The organism is Leptolyngbya sp. Heron Island J (assembly GCF_000482245.1).
Taxonomy (GTDB): domain Bacteria; phylum Cyanobacteriota; class Cyanobacteriia; order Phormidesmidales; family Phormidesmidaceae; genus Leptothoe.
In genome coordinates, this window is record NZ_AWNH01000105.1 from 46,420 (window position 1) to 63,535 (window position 17,116).

At 48.5% G+C, this 17,116-nt stretch carries 19 protein-coding genes; 12 read left to right on the forward strand and 7 right to left on the reverse strand.

Annotation, left to right across the window (positions count from 1 at the left end):
- Nucleotides 1–42: 42 nt before the first annotated feature.
- Together N836_RS66805 and N836_RS66810 are read right to left on the reverse strand one after the other, a co-directional pair.
- Complete coding sequence (locus N836_RS66805; protein WP_023075925.1) at nt 43–357, reverse strand: hypothetical protein; 315 nt, start codon at nt 355–357, stop codon at nt 43–45.
- An 11-nt stretch (nt 358–368) separates the two neighbouring features.
- Complete coding sequence (locus N836_RS66810) at nt 369–1,043, reverse strand: GNAT family N-acetyltransferase (protein ID WP_051394697.1); 675 nt, start codon at nt 1,041–1,043, stop codon at nt 369–371.
- A 76-nt stretch (nt 1,044–1,119) separates the two neighbouring features.
- On the opposite strand from N836_RS66810, the gene N836_RS66815 reads away from it, so the two are divergent.
- On the forward strand, nt 1,120–1,710 hold the full coding sequence (locus N836_RS66815) for a TetR/AcrR family transcriptional regulator (RefSeq protein WP_023075927.1): 591 nt from the start codon (nt 1,120–1,122) through the stop codon (nt 1,708–1,710).
- A gap of 199 nt (nt 1,711–1,909) precedes the next feature.
- Here the strand turns inward: N836_RS66815 and N836_RS66820 are convergent, their stop codons facing one another.
- The 3 genes from N836_RS66820 to N836_RS76135 form a co-directional block, all read right to left on the reverse strand.
- On the reverse strand, nt 1,910–2,917 hold the full coding sequence (locus tag N836_RS66820) for an SDR family NAD(P)-dependent oxidoreductase (RefSeq protein ID WP_023075928.1): 1,008 nt from the start codon (nt 2,915–2,917) through the stop codon (nt 1,910–1,912).
- Between the two features lie 63 nt (nt 2,918–2,980).
- The gene (locus tag N836_RS66825; RefSeq protein ID WP_023075929.1) at nt 2,981–3,796 is read right to left on the reverse strand and encodes an SDR family oxidoreductase; all 816 of its coding nucleotides are present in this window, start codon (nt 3,794–3,796) and stop codon (nt 2,981–2,983) included.
- Nucleotides 3,797–3,823: 27 nt separating this feature from the next.
- Nucleotides 3,824–3,970 carry a KR domain-containing protein gene (locus N836_RS76135; RefSeq protein ID WP_327058731.1) on the reverse strand — a complete coding sequence of 49 codons (147 nt, stop codon included), beginning with the start codon at nt 3,968–3,970 and terminating at the stop codon, nt 3,824–3,826.
- Nucleotides 3,971–4,126: 156 nt separating this feature from the next.
- Between N836_RS76135 and N836_RS66830 the strand changes: the two genes are divergently transcribed.
- The 4 genes from N836_RS66830 (at nt 4,127) to N836_RS66845 (ending at nt 8,065) form a co-directional block, all read left to right on the forward strand.
- A complete protein-coding gene (locus N836_RS66830; protein WP_023075930.1) occupies nt 4,127–5,011 on the forward strand; it encodes an AraC family transcriptional regulator in 885 nt (294 codons plus the stop codon).
- A gap of 198 nt (nt 5,012–5,209) precedes the next feature.
- Complete coding sequence (locus N836_RS66835) at nt 5,210–6,133, forward strand: alpha/beta fold hydrolase (protein ID WP_023075931.1); 924 nt, start codon at nt 5,210–5,212, stop codon at nt 6,131–6,133.
- A 252-nt stretch (nt 6,134–6,385) separates the two neighbouring features.
- A complete protein-coding gene (locus tag N836_RS66840; RefSeq protein WP_023075932.1) occupies nt 6,386–7,225 on the forward strand; it encodes a class I SAM-dependent methyltransferase in 840 nt (279 codons plus the stop codon).
- 381 nt (nt 7,226–7,606) lie between these two features.
- Complete coding sequence (locus N836_RS66845) at nt 7,607–8,065, forward strand: GNAT family N-acetyltransferase (RefSeq protein ID WP_023075933.1); 459 nt, start codon at nt 7,607–7,609, stop codon at nt 8,063–8,065.
- A 148-nt stretch (nt 8,066–8,213) separates the two neighbouring features.
- Here N836_RS66845 and N836_RS66850 read toward each other — a convergent pair whose 3' ends face one another.
- Nucleotides 8,214–8,870, reverse strand: a complete 657-nt coding sequence (locus N836_RS66850; protein WP_023075934.1) for a TetR/AcrR family transcriptional regulator — start codon at nt 8,868–8,870, stop codon at nt 8,214–8,216.
- A 138-nt stretch (nt 8,871–9,008) separates the two neighbouring features.
- Here N836_RS66850 and N836_RS66855 point away from each other — a divergent pair, with 138 nt between their 5' ends.
- Both N836_RS66855 and N836_RS66860 read left to right on the forward strand, forming a co-directional pair.
- On the forward strand, nt 9,009–10,412 hold the full coding sequence (locus N836_RS66855; protein ID WP_023075935.1) for an FAD-dependent oxidoreductase: 1,404 nt from the start codon (nt 9,009–9,011) through the stop codon (nt 10,410–10,412).
- A 260-nt stretch (nt 10,413–10,672) separates the two neighbouring features.
- The gene (locus tag N836_RS66860; protein WP_031294090.1) at nt 10,673–11,950 is read left to right on the forward strand and encodes a glycerate kinase type-2 family protein; all 1,278 of its coding nucleotides are present in this window, start codon (nt 10,673–10,675) and stop codon (nt 11,948–11,950) included.
- A gap of 8 nt (nt 11,951–11,958) precedes the next feature.
- On the opposite strand, the gene N836_RS66865 is transcribed toward N836_RS66860, so the two are convergent.
- A complete protein-coding gene (locus tag N836_RS66865; RefSeq protein WP_023075937.1) occupies nt 11,959–12,285 on the reverse strand; it encodes an ArsR/SmtB family transcription factor in 327 nt (108 codons plus the stop codon).
- 168 nt (nt 12,286–12,453) lie between these two features.
- Here N836_RS66865 and trxA point away from each other — a divergent pair, with 168 nt between their 5' ends.
- The 5 genes from trxA to N836_RS0139425 all read left to right on the forward strand — a co-directional run bounded on the left by trxA (nt 12,454) and on the right by N836_RS0139425 (nt 17,106).
- Nucleotides 12,454–12,789, forward strand: a complete 336-nt coding sequence (gene trxA / locus N836_RS66870; protein ID WP_023075938.1) for a thioredoxin — start codon at nt 12,454–12,456, stop codon at nt 12,787–12,789.
- A gap of 149 nt (nt 12,790–12,938) precedes the next feature.
- Nucleotides 12,939–13,241: a DUF4342 domain-containing protein gene (locus tag N836_RS66875; protein WP_023075939.1), complete on the forward strand. Its 303-nt coding sequence runs from the start codon at nt 12,939–12,941 to the stop codon at nt 13,239–13,241.
- 161 nt (nt 13,242–13,402) lie between these two features.
- Entirely contained in the window at nt 13,403–14,419 is a 1,017-nt protein-coding gene (locus N836_RS66880) for a hypothetical protein (protein WP_023075940.1), read from the forward strand.
- A gap of 197 nt (nt 14,420–14,616) precedes the next feature.
- Entirely contained in the window at nt 14,617–15,240 is a 624-nt protein-coding gene (locus tag N836_RS66885; RefSeq protein ID WP_023075941.1) for a Crp/Fnr family transcriptional regulator, read from the forward strand.
- 126 nt (nt 15,241–15,366) lie between these two features.
- Complete coding sequence (locus tag N836_RS0139425) at nt 15,367–17,106, forward strand: two-component system sensor histidine kinase NtrB (protein WP_023075942.1); 1,740 nt, start codon at nt 15,367–15,369, stop codon at nt 17,104–17,106.
- The last annotated feature ends 10 nt before the right edge of the window (nt 17,107–17,116 follow it).

The window sequence follows — 17,116 nt, forward strand, 5'->3', positions numbered from 1 at the left end:
TTGAGTATGAGTTCACCCCCTTTTACGTCTGAGTCAACGCAGCTACGGCGCGATTTTAGTTGCCGTCATATAGGTAGCGTCAGTTATTCGGCTCTCGATGTCAGCGATAAAGACTTCCCACACGGGGTCAGCCATTTCTCTTTCTACTGCCTCTGGGCTATCGATTTCGATAACAACAACATATTTGTATGGGGGTAATTTGCCCTCACCCCGAAGGGCCGCAGCTCGAAAATAAGTGGGGTTACGCATTGATGACATTTTTGTATAGGCAGGAATGTCGATTTCGTTCAACCAGGTTTCAAAGTCTTTTTCATTTTGATCTTCAGCAAGGTTATACATAACGATCATCGTATTCATTGTTCTTTCTCCTAGTGATTAAGGTTGGCTCGATACTTAGTTAGACCAGGAAATGTGCCATCAAAGAAAGCAGAGTGAAAAGAAATAAACGGTTCGAAGTACTTTTCATAAAGCGCTTTTGCTGGGTCATTACCATGGATCACCATGACACCTAATGAGGAAGCCCCTGCTTCACGAGCGCGTTTGAAGGCTGCCTTCATTAAGCTATGTCCGAGCCCCGAGCCTCGGTGCCCAGGGGCAACCGCGACGGTCTCAACAATCAGCTCAGCCTGGGGTTTAAGAAAATAGTTGTCGTTTCCCCAGACCTTGATATAAGCCTGTTCAAACCTTTTAGCTGTAGAAGTATTCCAGTCAAGCATTTCAGCAATTTCGGGCAGCTTGCTAAGATTGAACGGGCCATTTATGACTGGCGTTGATGAGGGGCGATACACCGCACAGGTCGCAACCGGTTGCTTATCTCTTTCAATGATCAAAAAATCTTCGATACGCCCCCATAGGGATGCGCCACATCGAAACATTGATTCAAGGAGCTGAACTGAAGACGTTCCGGTTGGCGCTAGCAGCTCGTCCCAAAAGGAATGCGCGAAAGGTGACCGTGAGGCTTCTAAATCCATCAGCGCCAGAAAGGGAATATCCTGACGATTTGCTGAACGCACTGTCTCAAGAAGACTTGCTTGCCTATACATATCCAATGATTTAACCTACGTTATGTATGTGATAACTCGCATACGTTTCGTATGTCAAGATAAAAGCGACTGTTTCATGTCAAAATCCCGAGCCCAAAAAAAAGCAGAGACCTCAGCGCAGCTCATTGCAGCAGCCCGCAAGAGCTTCTTTGAAGTCGGTTACACCGAAACCTCTATGGATAAGCTTTGTGCCAGCGTTGGCGTCACGAGAGGAGCGCTTTATCACAACTTTGGTGGCAAAGAAGGGTTATTTGAGGCCGTTGTGCGAGAGATTGATCACGAAATGGGTGAACGTCTCCTAGAAATCGGCGGCGATGACACCTCGCTGGAGTCTTTTGTGAGAGTCTGCCGAGCCTATCTAACGTTTGCGCTTGAGCCAGAAATACAGCGCATCGTTTTTAAGGATGCGCCTTCTGTTCTCGGTCAAAGGCTACGTGATATTGACGCGCAAAGTAGTCTTGATCCGCTGACTGAAGCGATCGCTGATTTGATGAATCGAAAGATCTTACCGAGTGTTGATCCGCAAGCCCTTGCGGTACTGCTAAACGGTGCCATGATCGATGCGGCGCTCTGGATTGCAGCTCAATCAGACAAGGACGAGAGCTTGAACGCTGCGGCAAACGTATTAGAGCAAATTATTAGGCAGCTAGCCACCTGTCAGGGATAAGACTGATGTTCCGGAAAAAGTTATGGGATTATTTTGTTTTCAGAAGAATATAAACTACTTGCTAACATGCATCTGTCCATCAACCTAACTATTCAAATGCAGCGGGCGATTGAAATTCATTGGTACTGAGTTCAAGTTTCATGGCTGCCGCTGATTTGAGACGTTATGAAGCCTAAGTTACTGAGATCGTATCCGCTCATCAAGCGTTGAATCGTGCGTTTTGGCCCTGCGAGATGTCAAAAACTTCTCCAGTAACCATCGCCGTAGCTTGACCACAAAACATCTTGACTACTCGTGCGATATCAACAGGTTCGTAAGCTCCCATGGGTAAAGGATGGTAGCTTGCTGCGGCTGCCTCTGACACAGCTTCAAAGTTTGGATTTTCTGGGGACACAGCGTTGAGAATATAGTCGTTGTCTGCCAGTTTTGTCCGCACCCATCCTGGGCACACCGAATTGCATGTCACATTATGTGTGGCCATCGCGAGAGCCGTGCTCTTAGCGAAACCGATTAATCCCCATTTCGTTGATGCATAGACCGAGAAGTTCTCGTTGCCAATCCGTCCCAAGATTGAGGAAATCATCACAATGCGGCCAGCGTTCTGCCTGCGCATGATCGGTAATGCTGCTTGAGTGGTTTTGATGGCTCCAGTGAGGTTGATGTCAATGACCGTTTGGACTTCTTCATCAGGAAACTCATCGAGCACGCCAACGTGTGTGACACCCGCATTGACGACTAGTATGTCTAGACGACCGAATTCGCTGATTGTACGTGCAACACTCTCTTCCAGCTTTATACTGTCGCGAACATCGCCCTTAATCGCGATGCATTTGACGCCAAGGGCTTCGATATTCGATTTTGTCGTTGCCAAGTCTTGCTCGGTTGCCAGTGGATAGTTGACTGTATCGATATTGCCTGCGATGTCGTAGAGAACAATATTTGCACCCGCTCTAGCAAACTCTTCAGCACAGGCATAGCCGATGCCCCGAGCACCCCCTGTTATAAAAGCGCATTGACCTGAAAATTCACCCGTCGGTTCTAGCGATGGCTGTGCGGTCACACCAGTAGAAGTGTCCTGTGCGGCGGCAGGTGTGCCTAGAGCGCCAGCAGCAGTAGCAGCAGCTGCTACACCAATGGCACCGGTCGAGAGGAGTTTGCGACGGGTTGTCGCTGAAGATCCAGAAGAACGGTGTTGATCACGAGACATAGTTAATTCTCCGTTATCTGTATTGTTTCGGGGATTAATTCAGAAGAGGATACGTGCTGCAACTTACAGCCCTATCTGTTTTTTTATATTGCCGATAAAGAATTCGTCGTCCTGGGCTTTGCGGTTATCCAGCAATTCAACAGCATCTTTGCCAGCTCGATAGCGCAGTGTACTGGTACCGTCGGTCACGGCAGTCCAAATTACCTCTGCCACGACACTGGGTTCAGAGGCATGTTCACCAACGCTACCCCAGTGGGCAAAGAGCTTTTGCACGGTACCCTGGTATTCTTCTATCGTCTCGTTATTGACAAAATCAAAAGAACGACCACCAAAATCTGTGCGAATCATGCCGGGCTCGACAATCTTCACCTTTACGCCAAAGGGTTCTAACTCATAATGCAATGCTTCGGAAAGACCCTCGACCGCAAATTTGGTGCCGTGATAGAGCGTGCTGAGGGGAAACGTCATCTGTCCACCAATTGAGCTAATGTTCACAATTATCCCAGCCTTGTTTGCGCGGAAATGGGGCAGTATCGCTTTTGTTGTTTCCAGGAGGCCAATCACGTTGGTGTTAAACTGGCGACAGATGTTCTCCATTGGGAAGGCTTCAAGGGGGCCGTAGGCACCGTATCCTGCGTTATTCAGCAGTACGTCAATGCGTCCGAATTTCTGGATACCCTCGGCCATGGACCCATGGATTGAACTGCTTTCAGTCACGTCTAAACGAGTAATCAGAATATTGTCTAACTGAGTTAGCTCTTCTTCCTTTTCCGGTGTGCGCATGGTGGCGATTACGTTCCAGCCTTTCGTCTGGAAGAACTTCGCCGTTTCCTTACCGATGCCACTGGAGGCCCCAGTAATTAAAATTGTCTTGCTCATGTTTTAGCTGTTTCTATCTTTAAAGGTTCATGCTGCCGGAAACTTCGATACGCTCGAACGGCTTAGGTATGTGAGCACGACACCAACACCTTTCTCGGCCAGATACACGGCACTGCTACGGCCAAGACCGCCGCTACCGCCAGTGATGAGAGCGATTTTGTCAGTCATAGTCATCCCTAAACTGGTTATGTTCCAAATTTAGGTCTAATCAATCCAGACTGCCTGCCGCATCCTCCGAAAGATCTGCCTGATCCTCCGAGCTATTGATTGTTTTACGATCCACATGCGTATCTTGGTCTATGTGACCTATGGACTGAAAAGGAAGCGTTTATGCAGAACCAAGATCTCATTGCCCATGTTTGTGCTTATGCAGATCGCCACGCAGCTTGCCAACAGGCTGACATGGAGTTGTATTCCACTGACCTTGCCGGACTTACCATTCTACGAAGCCGCAAACCTACAGCTTTGGAAGCAGTGCTTTACAATCCCCTGTTCTGCTTAATCCTCCAGGGACGTAAGGAAACCCATTTGGGCATGCGCCGAGTGAGTTTTACGGCGGGCGAGTCCCTGATTGTCAGCCATCAACTGCCGGTTATCTCGCGCGTGACCGAGGCAACCGAGATGAAGCCCTACGTGGCAATCGTATTGGAACTTGACATGGGTATAGTACGCAGTCTCTACGACGAGGTGAGCGAAGTCGAAATTGAAGAAGAGCATGCTTGGGCACTCAATGTTGGCAAGACAGATGGGGCGCTGCTCGATGCGATGGGGCGGCTTGTCGATTTGATTGATCGACCTTTTGAAGCAAAGGTAATACTTCCGCTGGTCCTACGTGAAATCCATTTCCGACTGCTCCTAGCACAGCACGGCGGCATACTGCGTCAGTTGCTTCGGCGTGGGAGCCAGGCTGACCGCATAGCTAAGGTGATCGCCCGCATTAAGCAGGACTACTCCAACCCCCTCACCGTGGCAGAGTTGGCCAGTGTTGCGGGGCTTAGCCCGTCATCCTTTCACGAGCATTTCAAGGCGCTTACAGCGACGACGCCATTGCAATATCAGAAAGAGCTCAGGCTCCTCGAAGCCCGTCGATTGTTGATGAATGGGACCCATAGCGTTTCCACTGCTGCGTTCGAGGTTGGGTATGAAAGCCCCACACAGTTCAGTCGCGAATATTCTCGCAAGTTCGGCAACTCACCGCGCAAAGACTTAGCTTAAACATACGAGAAGGTATTGTTGCGCAAGATTTCCAGCGCCTTCCTAGTCATTGAAAAGTTACTCTTTGCCCAAACGTATCATAACGTTGCCCATGCACACCGACCGCCGAGAGTCGATCGGTTAAAATGCAAAGGTGATTTACGGCGGTTGATGGGCAACGTTATGCGTCGAAATCATCCCTCTCATGTATAGAAGCGTATGATTGATCGTCAACTCCCTTACATCGATTTCCAGGCAATCAACACGCAATGCCACACACTTGCTGATGGGCGAATCTTAGCTTTCGCCCGCTACGGAAAAGAAGGCGGAACGCCCATTTATTACTTTCACGGGTGTCCGGGATCCCGATTTGAGGCAGCGCCGAGTCACCCATGGGCGCTCGCATCCGGCTTTGAGATTTTCGCCCTCGATAGACCGGGTTGCGGTCGCTCCTCTCACGCAATGAACTATCATGTGCTCGACTGGCCGAAAGACGTCATCGACTTTGCTGATTATAGGTCGCACGAACGATTCGGTCTCATCGGCTTGTCTGGGGGTGGCGCGTACATCAATGCCTGTGCCTATGCAATCCCTAATCGGCTGCTTTTTGCCTACGATGTGGCGGGCTGGGCACCTGTGGCCCAAGTCGAAGACCTGCGAAGCTCACTGGCACCCCTGGATCGCTTCTTCTTGAGGATCGCGCTAAGCTTCAAACTCTTGTTTCAGATTCCCTTTTCGCTCATAGGGCTGGCTGCCCGACATTTAAGCGACCGAGGCTTCGCAAACTTGTTACGCTCGTCAATGAGTGACGACGATAAAGCGTTGATTCTTGGTTCCGACAATAATGCGCACTTTTTCCGCAACATAGTCAAAGAGAGTTTTGCCCAAGGGAGTCGTGGTCCTGCAGACGATGCGATCCGATGTTATCGAGATTGGGGATTTCACCTAGAGGAGATAAGCTACCCGGTGCAGATCTGGCACGGAACGGATGACTTTTTTGCGAGCTTTTGCTTTGCTCAGTATAAGCATCAGGCCATTAGGGGCAGTGTGCTGCGAGTCTTCAAGGAACGGGGCCATCTTCATCCGGTAACAGAGTATGAGGCTTTGTTTAAAGACATTAGACGATACCTGTCCAAGTGTTAAATGGCGATCAAAGAAAAAGAGTTTAAGAGGGTATACGTTACGCTAGAGCCAGTCAAATTTAACTGTAGTGACCCCCAAAATTAGAACAGGACTGAAAGAGCGTAAGCTAGAGTCCAATAGGGGTAAGGAGGTGCCAAATGTTCTCTCATATTGCAATCAACGCCTCTGGTTAGTGACAATTCTCCCAATGATCTAATGATTACTTGTTTAAAATTGTCGCTGATCCGTTCTTCATAATTTCAGGATCATGACATGTTTGAAAAACTTAAGCTGATTAATCAACGGCCTGCGATATGGTCGCGTTATACTGCTGCCTTACTTTGGGATGACAAGCACACCTCCGAGCAGATGCTGCAGCTTCATCTCAACCATGATGTTGATATTGCTTCACGCCGCACCTCGTTCATCGATCGTTCTGTGGGGTGGATGAACACCCAGTTCAACATCAACACAAACACCAAAATCTGTGACTTCGGTTGCGGCCCCGGGCTCTACACCATCCGTTTTGCTCAGCTGGGAGCTGAGGTGACCGGAGTCGACTTCTCAACTCGTTCTATCGATTATGCCAGGACACAGGCAGAAAAGGCATCTCTGTCGATAAACTACGTTAATCAGGACTATCTTCAGTTCGAAGGTGATATACAGTACAACCTGATCACGCTGTTAATGTGTGATTTTTGTGCGCTAAGCCCACAACAACGCTCGCAGCTGCTGAATAAGTTCCATGCATTGTTGGATGACAGCGGTCATGTTGTGTTTGACGTCTACAGCCTTGCTGGTTTTGGGCGACGTGAAGAAGTCACTCAGTATGCTCACAACCTACTAAATGGCTTTTGGGCTGTAGAAGAGTACTACGGCTTTTTGAACACCTTTCTGTATACAGAGGAACATGTCGCTCTCGATAAGTACGCACTCTTTACTAAAGAGCGTGAATGGGAGGTCTACAACTGGCTACAGTATTTTAGTCTGGATTCGTTACGCAAAGAAATTGAACTAGCGGGTTTCACGATTACAGCGACCTACAGCGATGTTGCGGGTGGAAACTATGATGATGACAAGAGTGAGTTCGCTGTTGGCATAAGGAAACAGTAGTCTGGGGGGCTGTCATTGGGCAGGCCACCTTAATATCCCGTCCACAAAATCAGCGTGTATTTTAAAGGTCAGCGCCTCTAGCAGCGGCTAACAAATCAATCAACTCAGACAGGCACTCCGCTACGCTCCATGCCTGCCGGTTATTTCAGTTGTTAGACTTTTCCAGCCCAGCAACCCAAGCTCGTCTACCAAATTCGATGTGTTGCATACACCAGAAATAAGTTGCTAGAGAGATACAGCAATCAAAAGCTGCTGGATCTGGCAATTCAGGGTCAGGTAACCTCGAATTTGGTATTAGTTGTTCTCGAAAGTGCGATCGCAAATCTTGTCGGATGCGCTACCCTGAGCTAGCGTGCCTTATAAGCGTTGTTGCAAGGGAGAATGGTGATCAACATACGTCCTTATAAATCTACAGACTGGCCTAGGCTGTGCGAGATCCATGATGTATCACGTCTTGATGAATTGGCTTTAAGTGTAGGTACAGATGCGTTTCTTACCCTTGAACAAACTGCTGACAATGAGGGCCTTTTTGATAACAAACTCTTTGTCGCAGAAGTCGATCATGTCGTGCAAGGGTTTATCGCTTATGGAGATGAAGAACTCGCCTGGCTGTATGTTGATCCTAAATTTTATCGAAAAGGGGTGGGACGGGCATTAGTTCAACATGCTGTTGCCAACTCAGCACCAACCATGGAAATTGAACTGCTTGAAGGCAATACACCTGCTCTAGAGCTTTATCTTTCTGAAGGCTTTAAGGTGATAGAGCGCGTAGAAGGTCGGCTTGAAGGTAATGAGGAGTTTGCCGCAGCAGGGTTGGTTTTGAGACGTGAAAATACTTGAAACGATAAACAATAGGGCGATGGTTGCCTCACTATTCGATTGCACCTGATGAAATAGTCAGTTCTGGCTGAAATTGAATAGTTATCTGATATGGGTGAACCTGAGCCTTATACTGCTGCGCTTGCCGAGGTTGGCAGTAGTGTGAAGACTATTGGTGATCACTTGAGGTTTGAACACCCTTTAGGATCAAGTTGATTGCGGCTTGTGTATACTGCTCAACCATTTCCTCACTTAATAGATCCTGATTCGGAGTCAGATGCTTCAGGTTTTCATGGGCATTGCCATAAAAAACGCAAACCCCAATGATATTGAGCGTAGTCATCTGGAGATTTAGCGGACGAAAAACACCAGTTTGTATTCCTTGCTCTAGCAGGCCGGTGAGCAGATCCATTGCTTGTTGCCAGTTGGTTTGCATAAAGTATTTTCCCTGGTTTTGACTGGCCTCCTGGAATAAGAGCATGCCTCGATGTCGATGCTTGGTCTCGTAGGCGATTGCTGCTCGGATCACAGCCGCTAAAGCTTGATCAGCAGATAACGAGTCAAAATCAATTTGGGCGATCGCATCCTGAACCTCGGTGGCTGGACGCTGCAGCACCGCTTGATATAAGCCCACCTTATTCTCGAAGTAGTAGTAAATCATGCGAGAGGCGACACCCGCACCTTTGGCGATTGCCTCAGTTCTCGCCCCTTGCAATCCATGCTTGGCAAATTCAAGCTCAGCAGCATCTAAAATTTGTTGCTTGGTTTGTTCCGCATCTCGTCCCGTCCGCTTAGACGTCGGCTTTTGAGTCGATTTCTTGGCCACACAGATTTCTTAAGTTGTCCAATCCCCATCATAACCGGAATCACTATTGAACTAAAAAATTAATTCATAGTTGACATGGGTCCGCGACCTCAGTAAGTTAATGAATGGAATTTTTAATTAATTAAATACGGAGCGGCTATGGCGCAGATTTCTTCAGTAGATCGGCATGCCATTGTGATTGGTGGCAGTATCGCAGGATTGCTGACGGCAAGGGTTTTGACAGATCACTTTGAACGGGTCACGATTTTGGAGCGCGATAGCTTGCCAATGGCAGCACCGGCTCCACGCAAAGGCATACCCCAATGCACCCAGCTGCACATTTTGCTCACTCGGGGGCGTCAAATCATGGAAGAGTTGTTTCCGGGATTGGAGGCAGAACTGATTGATGCGGGTGCCGCTGTCTTAGACATGGGTACAGATGTGGAATGGCTGAATCCCTTTGGTTGGGGAGTACGTTTCCCATCTGGATTTAAGGCGTTATCTTTCAGTCGATACATTCTCGATTGGCTGATTTATCGGCGATTATCCCAGTTCGACCAAATCCAAGTACTGGAATCAAGCTATGTCACAGACTTGCTGACCAACGCGGCTCAAACCGCTGTGACGGGTGTGCGGATGCGCCAAAGAGACTTGGATAATCCACGGCAGGTACAGTACAAAGATCTGACCGCAGCTTTAGTCGTTGATGCCAGTGGCTATAGTTCTCAAGCACCCAAGTGGTTGCAAAAGATTGGTTATGAGCCCCCCGAAGAGACGGTCATCACCACCTCAATGGGCTATGCCAGCCGCCTCTATGAAATTCCTGCTGAGTTTAATGAGAACTGGAGAGGAGTCTATATTCAGGCAGCACCTCCTGAGCGCACATCCATGGGAGTCATCTATCCGATTGAAAATAACCGTTGGATTGTTGGAGTGTGCGCAACAGCTCCTCAACGACCTGCTAACAACGAAGCTGATTTTCTAGATGCTTTGCAAAATTTGCCGAGCCCGCATATTTACGATGCTGTTAAAGCGGCCAAACCTGCGACTGAGATCGGGATATATCATCCCCCCGGAAATCGATTACGCCACTATGAACGCCTCAGCCGCCAGCCACAAGGCTTTATTGCCATCGGCGATTCTGTTTGCTGCTTCACGCCGATTTATGGACAGGGAATGACAGTGGCGGCGTTAGGGGCTGTACTGTTGCAACAGTGTTTATCAGAAACTGCACTAACAGAACTGCCAAGCCGTTTTCAAAGCGAGCTTGCTAAGGTGAATGCGATCCCTTGGATTGCCGCGACCAGTCAAGATGCAAAGTATCCTAGCGTCAAGGGATTGGAGCGGCCGCCAACCCTAATGGAAAAGGCCATTGGCTGGTACATGGATCGACTCATACAGCTAACAACAAAAGAGCCGCAAGTGACTTTGTTGTTGTTTAATGTTTTTCATATGGTGCAGTCATCTGATGCCTTGTTTCAGCCATCGATGCTGTTGCGAGTGATGCAACAGCTATTAATGCCTTCATCAGCTAAAACTGCGCCTAAAACTCATAGTAGTTAGCTGTGCGATCGCGCTACGATTGCACAGCCCAGGTATCGCTTCAGCCTGATGGTGAGTTGCTGTCAGGTGACTCATTTACGGCCTAATCCGGAACATTTTGCTCACAATCACCAATCGTTGACATTTGAGAGGGTGTTAAAAGTAGCATTCCGCCCTGGATCAGCAGACACTTTTTACACAACCTCTGAAGCCCCTTATATTAGTTACTTAGCAATCAGGCTATGCTCTCCACCCTATCTACCGCTTTGCCAACCCAGACTATGTCGTCCGCTCATCTGCTGCAAGACTTATTTGCGGCTGCTGTGGCAGCTGCCATGCCTCAAGAACAAGTAGCCCGTGCTTTAGCACCCTATTTAAAGACCAGGCCCACAGGACGGGTGGTGGTAGTTGGCATTGGTAAATCCGCAGCAGCCATGGCCAAAGCTGTGGAGGATACCTGGGCTCAAGCCGGAAATTCTGACCCGATCCCAGGGTTAGTGATTACTCGCTATGGCCATGGAGTAGCCACTAACTCCATCGAGGTGATTGAAGCGGGGCACCCGGTGCCGGATGCAAATGGGATGCGTGGAGCCCGGCAGATTTTACAACGGGTCGAGTCTTTGACCGCTGATGATCTGGTGATTTGCTTGATTTCGGGAGGCGGCTCAGCGCTGTTTACTCTGCCCCCAGATGGCATTAATCTGGCAAATTTGGCAGATATTAATCGGCAACTGCTAGCCTCGGGTGCAGATATTACGGCGATGAATACGGTACGTAAGGCTCTGTCTTGTTCATCAGGAGGACGGCTGGCGGCAGCGGCGTATCCAGCTAAAGTGGTGTCGCTGATTATTTCGGATGTGGCGGGGGATAGTCTGAGCGCGATCGCATCGGGTCCCACCGTCGGCGATGGCGCTACTGCCGCTGATGCCCTGGATATTTTAGACCGCTATCAGATGACGATCCCCCATCCAGTGCGGGACTATCTAAAGCGCAATCCCAACCCGGTCATTGCCCCTAACGACCCGCGCCTGAGTACAACCACCAATCATCTGATTGCCACGCCTCAGCAGTCCTTAGAAGCCGCAGCTCAAGTTGCGATCGCCCACGGCTATACCCCGCTGATCCTCAGCGATGCCATTGAAGGCGAAGCCCGCGATGTGGCCCTGGTCCATGGAGCCATCGCCCGGCAAGCCAAACGTCATCACCAACCCGTTGCGCCCCCCTGCGTCATCCTCTCGGGGGGGGAAACTACGGTTACGGTGCAGCAAAACTTTGTCGGCAAAGGGGGGCGTAATAGCGAGTTTTTACTGGCCCTGGCCAGCTATCTAGATGGTGAGCCTGGTATCACCGCCATTGCCTGTGATACCGATGGCATCGATGGCAGTGAAGACAACGCCGGTGCTTTGATTACACCCGAGCTATGGCAACAGGGCCACAACGCCCAGAAATATCTCAATACCCACGATAGCTATAGCTTTTTTGAATCCATTGGCGCGTTGGTCGTGACGGGGCCAACCCTGACGAATGTGAATGATTTTCGGGCCATCGTGATTGAATAATGTGGGCGTTATTCATCACATACTTCAATGTCAGTCGCTGCCGCCAGCACTGACGGCAGCACCCCTGGGAACCGGGCTTCTAACTCATCTAGGCGCAATGAGTTCAAATGCTGGGTGCCGACCTTCTGGGTATGAACAATGCCAGCTTCACGCAGAATCTTAAAATGGTGGGACAGCGTAGACTTAGCGATGTCATCACCACCGCAGCTACGACAAGCTTGCTCGCCTTTTTGGGCGATGGTTTTCACAATTTTGAGCCTGACTGGATCGCCCAGGGCGTACAGTACGTCTGCCAGGGTTATTTGAGTTGTATCTGGATGGAAAATTGGACGCATACCTGCATTATGACATGGGTCTATGCCTGGCAGACCGGGTTAAAGGGTAGATGACCGCCCATATTAGTTCGATATTTTGGAACTATAATTAGGTCATCGAGAAAATGCAGAGTTACCTTGATAGGGCTACTGTATTACTGATGAGTTGGTTTTTAAGGAGATCAAAAAATGGCTGAAAGTGTTTTGGTAAACGAGGTGTCTGACGCCAATTTTCAAACTGATGTACTGGGTAGCGAAGTGCCCGTATTGGTAGATTTTTGGGCACCCTGGTGCGGTCCTTGTCGGATGGTAGCGCCCGTTGTCGATGAGGTGGCGGCCAAGTTTGAAGGTCGAGTCAAGGTGCTCAAGCTCAACGTGGATGATAATCCTAACAGTGCCAGCAACTATGGTGTCCGCAGCATTCCCACCCTGCTGGTGTTTAAGAATGGTGAGGTGGCTGACACTGTGGTCGGTGCTGTCCCAGCGAGCACCTTATCAAGCACCCTGGAGAAATATCTGGATTAAGACAGACGCTGCGTAATCCTGGCGGTGCAAAACTAAAAAGAAGGTTTAGAATGACGGCCTGTTCCTGGATATACCCGGTATCACAGGAGCAGGTTTGTCGTTAGACATCCGGTTTGTTCACTAACGTTAGGTCAATCTTTAAACATCCTATGAGCTACTCTGACCCCGATCCGTCTACTCCTAATCCCCCCCCTGGTCATGAATCGTCAACTGAAGAGTTTTCGGTGAATAGTGAGACTCTGGTGAGTAAGGTACAAGAATTACTCAATGAGAGTAATATCCGACGAATTGTGATTAAAAATGCTGAAGGTCGCACCTTGCTGGAGATTCCCCTCACTGCAGGTCTAATCGGTGGTGCGGTGGGTCTGGCATATTTTTCGCCGCTGGTTGCGATCGCATCGATTGGTATGCTCGCTGCTCGCTTTACCCTGGTGGTTGAACGACGAGTTTAGGGCAATACTTGGCCGTATCTGGACAGGTGCTTGAGCCCCCAAGTTTGGCAAGAAACACACTTCAAACTTGCCCAAGCGTCGGGGGCTAACCTGTCCTGTTAGTGGCATACTGGAGCCTTAAACTATGCCCAAGTTGCATTCTGTTGTTTCAGGCATTCACTATGTCCAGGTTATCTAGAGGAAATCAGCTGTACTGGCTGATTTTCTTACCATTGGCATTTGCTGGCTTTTTTATTCACTACCACTTTTGGCAAACCCCAGCTACTGAGCTGCAGGGCCACGATATGTACTATATCTGGCTAGAGGGGAAACGTATTCTGGCTGGAGAAAATCCCTATGCCAGGATTTTGGCAGGCAACCTCAGGGAAAATGACAAATATGCCACCTATTTTCCCATCGCTTATCTGTTATCGGCCCTGGTGCAAAAGCTGGGATTTCTAGAGTATCGCGACTGGCTCTATTTTTGGCGGCCCCTGTCTTTGCTCTGTCATATGGGTATTGTTGGTCTGACGCTGCAATACTTTCAAAAGCGAGGAGTCTTGCTGCTAGGCATCGCCGCATCTACGGTTATTTTGTTAGGCCGCTGGAGCATTTATATTGTTCGCGTCCATCATCTAGAGTTTGCGGCCATTGTCTTTTTGGTATTTTCGTTAGCTCTTTTAAGCAAAAAAACTCCCTTAGCGTTGTTACTGTTTAGTATCTCCTTGGGGATCAAACAGATTGCTGTCTTCTTATTGCCGCTATATCTGGTTTATCTGTGGAAAAAGCGGGACAGGTATGCCAAGAATTGCTTGATTGGATTGCTAATTATTGTCAGTGTGCCCCTGGTCACATCGCTGCCGTTTATTCTGTGGAATGCGGAGGGCTTCTTCAAGTCCGTTTTGTTTTCTGCCACACGCTTAGGGGATTTACATATTAGCGGTGCTCCGTCTATTGATGTCATTTTTGCTGTGGATTATCCATGGTTAGTGGGTCTCAGGGCTAAATTGTTGATGCTATTGCTGATGGCCCTGGTTTATCTAAGTTTTTGGAAGGAAAGGGTGGGTGTCTTTACGGCATCGACCCTGGTGATGATGGCGTTTTTGTATTTTAATTCTGTTCTGTTTTTACAGTATTTTATTTGGCCCCTGTGTTTGGCACTCTTTGCTATGGTAGAAGGCAAAAGAGCCCGAGGATAACGATAAAAAGAATAGGAAATTGGCTTGTGAGTTGCTTTCTAGGGGCTGGCTGATAAACTCTTGAGCCTTGCCTGAGGGGTTAGTTGGTGAATTTTAAGTAAACCCTCAGCCTAACTGAGGTTGGATTTAGGTCAGTATTGGGAATCTCTTAGATTAGGTCTTTAATTTAGGTAGCATTGTTGTCTAAGTGGTTTTCAATGGAATCATTGGATAGTTATATGCGGGCGTTTAATCGCTTGTTTGAACAGAGGCTAATCGATAGGACTCCAAGTCTTTTAACCCTCAAAGCAGGTGAGGTTGTTTTTCATGCTGAAGATCCGGCTGAGAGAATCTTTGGGGTAAAAACTGGGAAGATTCAGCTGGTTCGCTATCTGGACAATGGTCAGATGAGTTATCAATACCCTGTAAACAATGGTGCCTGGTTTGGTGAAAGAGCGTTATTTAATGACGTTTATTCAAGTTCTGCGATCGCAACTACCCCCTCTCAACTCATTGCTATCCCCAAGCAAAACTTTCTCGCCCTGTTACGGTATGAGCCTGAAATGTCCGTACACTTTACAGAGCAGCTTACAGAACAGCTCCACATCGCTAAAAACCTAATGACCGTGCGCTGTATCCGTTCCGCCCGTGACCGCGTACTCGTTTATCTTCATAGCCTCAAACGACCGGGTCAAAACACCTGTGTGCTTGAGTCACCGCTCAAAGCGATTGCTGAGCAAATTTGCCTAACCCCCGAAGTGGTGTCACGTTCGCTACGAAAATTGCAGGATGATGGCACTATTCAAAGAAATCAGAGAAAAATCACCTTTTTGAAGGGATAAATCCTATGAAATCAAGGATTTTTATGTCAGTCTAAAAATTCAAATTTATTAACGAACTTGATTTGAATCATAGATTCTCAGGAAGTACTCATCTAAAATTCTGGCAAATCTCATCTGAGTACTGCTATGGCTTCAATCAATCAGACTCAGCTCCAAGTTGCCTGTCTCCCCAGCCATCAAATGCAACCCCGATGGTTGTCAGCCCTAGCGTCATTGCACTATAGGGCTGGCTATCTAACGGTCTATTTAGAAGAACTGGTTTCAGGTTTACGCCATGGTCTGGGAGCCAGTCGCGTCATGCTGGGTCAACGTTTAGAGGCTGGCAGCTATCACTTTATTGTCAGTCCAGAACTGCAGCCAGACGAACCAGAAAACCCTAACCTTTGGAGCAACTTAGCCCAAGGCATTGTAACCCAGAAAATTTCGGGAACAGGGGTGTGTGCCCTCCAGGCCAACCTGAGTGTGGCCTATTGTGGGGTACCACTAGAAACACCCCAGGGCGAAAATTGTGGCATTTTATTAGCCCTCAGACCCACTATAGAGCCCTTTCAAGTTGAAGATGTCCATGTTTTAACCCTGATGGCCACCCAGGCGGCCATGGCAATAGAACTAGAACGCTGTTGCTCGGCAGCACATCGGCCATCCATAGCAGCACCAGGATCAGGTCATCCTTTGCAACTACGACAGGGTGAGCTGCTGGCAGTAAATCAACAGCTCACCCAAAAACTCGACCACTATCGCGCTGAGCTGCAACGAGTTTCCGCCCGATTACAAGTGGAAACCATTGCCCATTCTTCATTAGAACAGCGCTTTCGCAAAATTTTTGAGGGCTCTAACGATGCCATCTTTGTGATTGATCCAAGCCAGGATCAGATTTTAGAAGCCAATCCTCGGGCCACAAAGTTACTCAACTACTCACGTCAGGAGCTGCTCAACTCCATCAAAATTTCCCAGGTGCATCCCGATGAAATGCCCAAGCTGATTGCCTTTACATCAGATGTTTTCCGTAACGGCCAAGGCTGGACGGATGAGCTCACCTGTCTGACCAAGACTAAGCATAAGCTAGCAGCTGAAATTTCAGCCGCTCCCATTGACTTTGATGGCCGTCAATGTATTTTGGCCATGGTGCGGGATATTAGTACAAGAAAACGACTTAACGCTGAACGCAAACGAGCTGAAGCAAATGCCCAAAAAGCGCTCTCACATCTAGCTGAGGTGGGAGAACTCGCATCCATGATTGTCCACGAAATTCGTAATCCGCTGACTACGGTTCTCATGGGGCTGACCAGCTTCCAGAAGTTAGAGCTAGACAGTCGCTTCCAGGCGCGGCTAAATATGGCCTTAGAAGAAGCTGAACGGCTAAAACGACTGCTCAATGAGATTCTGCTTTTCTCAAAACCACAAATGCTGGACCATAAACCCCTGGAGCTAAACAGTTGGAGTGCAGATCTGCTGGCCGCCATTGAGTCTCATCCGTTAGTGGTAGATCGGGTGATTCAATTTACGCCCAACCCCAGTTCAGTGATTGTGTCTGCTGATGCTGACAAACTAAAGCAGGTGTTTATCAATCTGTTAACCAATGCCTGTGAGGCAATTGCCCCAGGTGAGACCGTGACCTGGGAAATTCTCCATCCATCTAAGGCCGATTACCTGACTGTACAAATTAATAATGGAGGTAAGCCCATTCCTCCGTCGATTGTGGAGAAAATGACCACACCTTTCTTTACTACCAAGTCCCATGGTAATGGTCTGGGGTTAGCCATTGTTAAACGGATTGTGACCACCCATCAAGGTCAGCTGAGAGTTACTTCAGATGCGCAATCGGGTACCACTGTGACGGTGAAACTACCCATCCTCAAACATTAGCTCTAGCGGC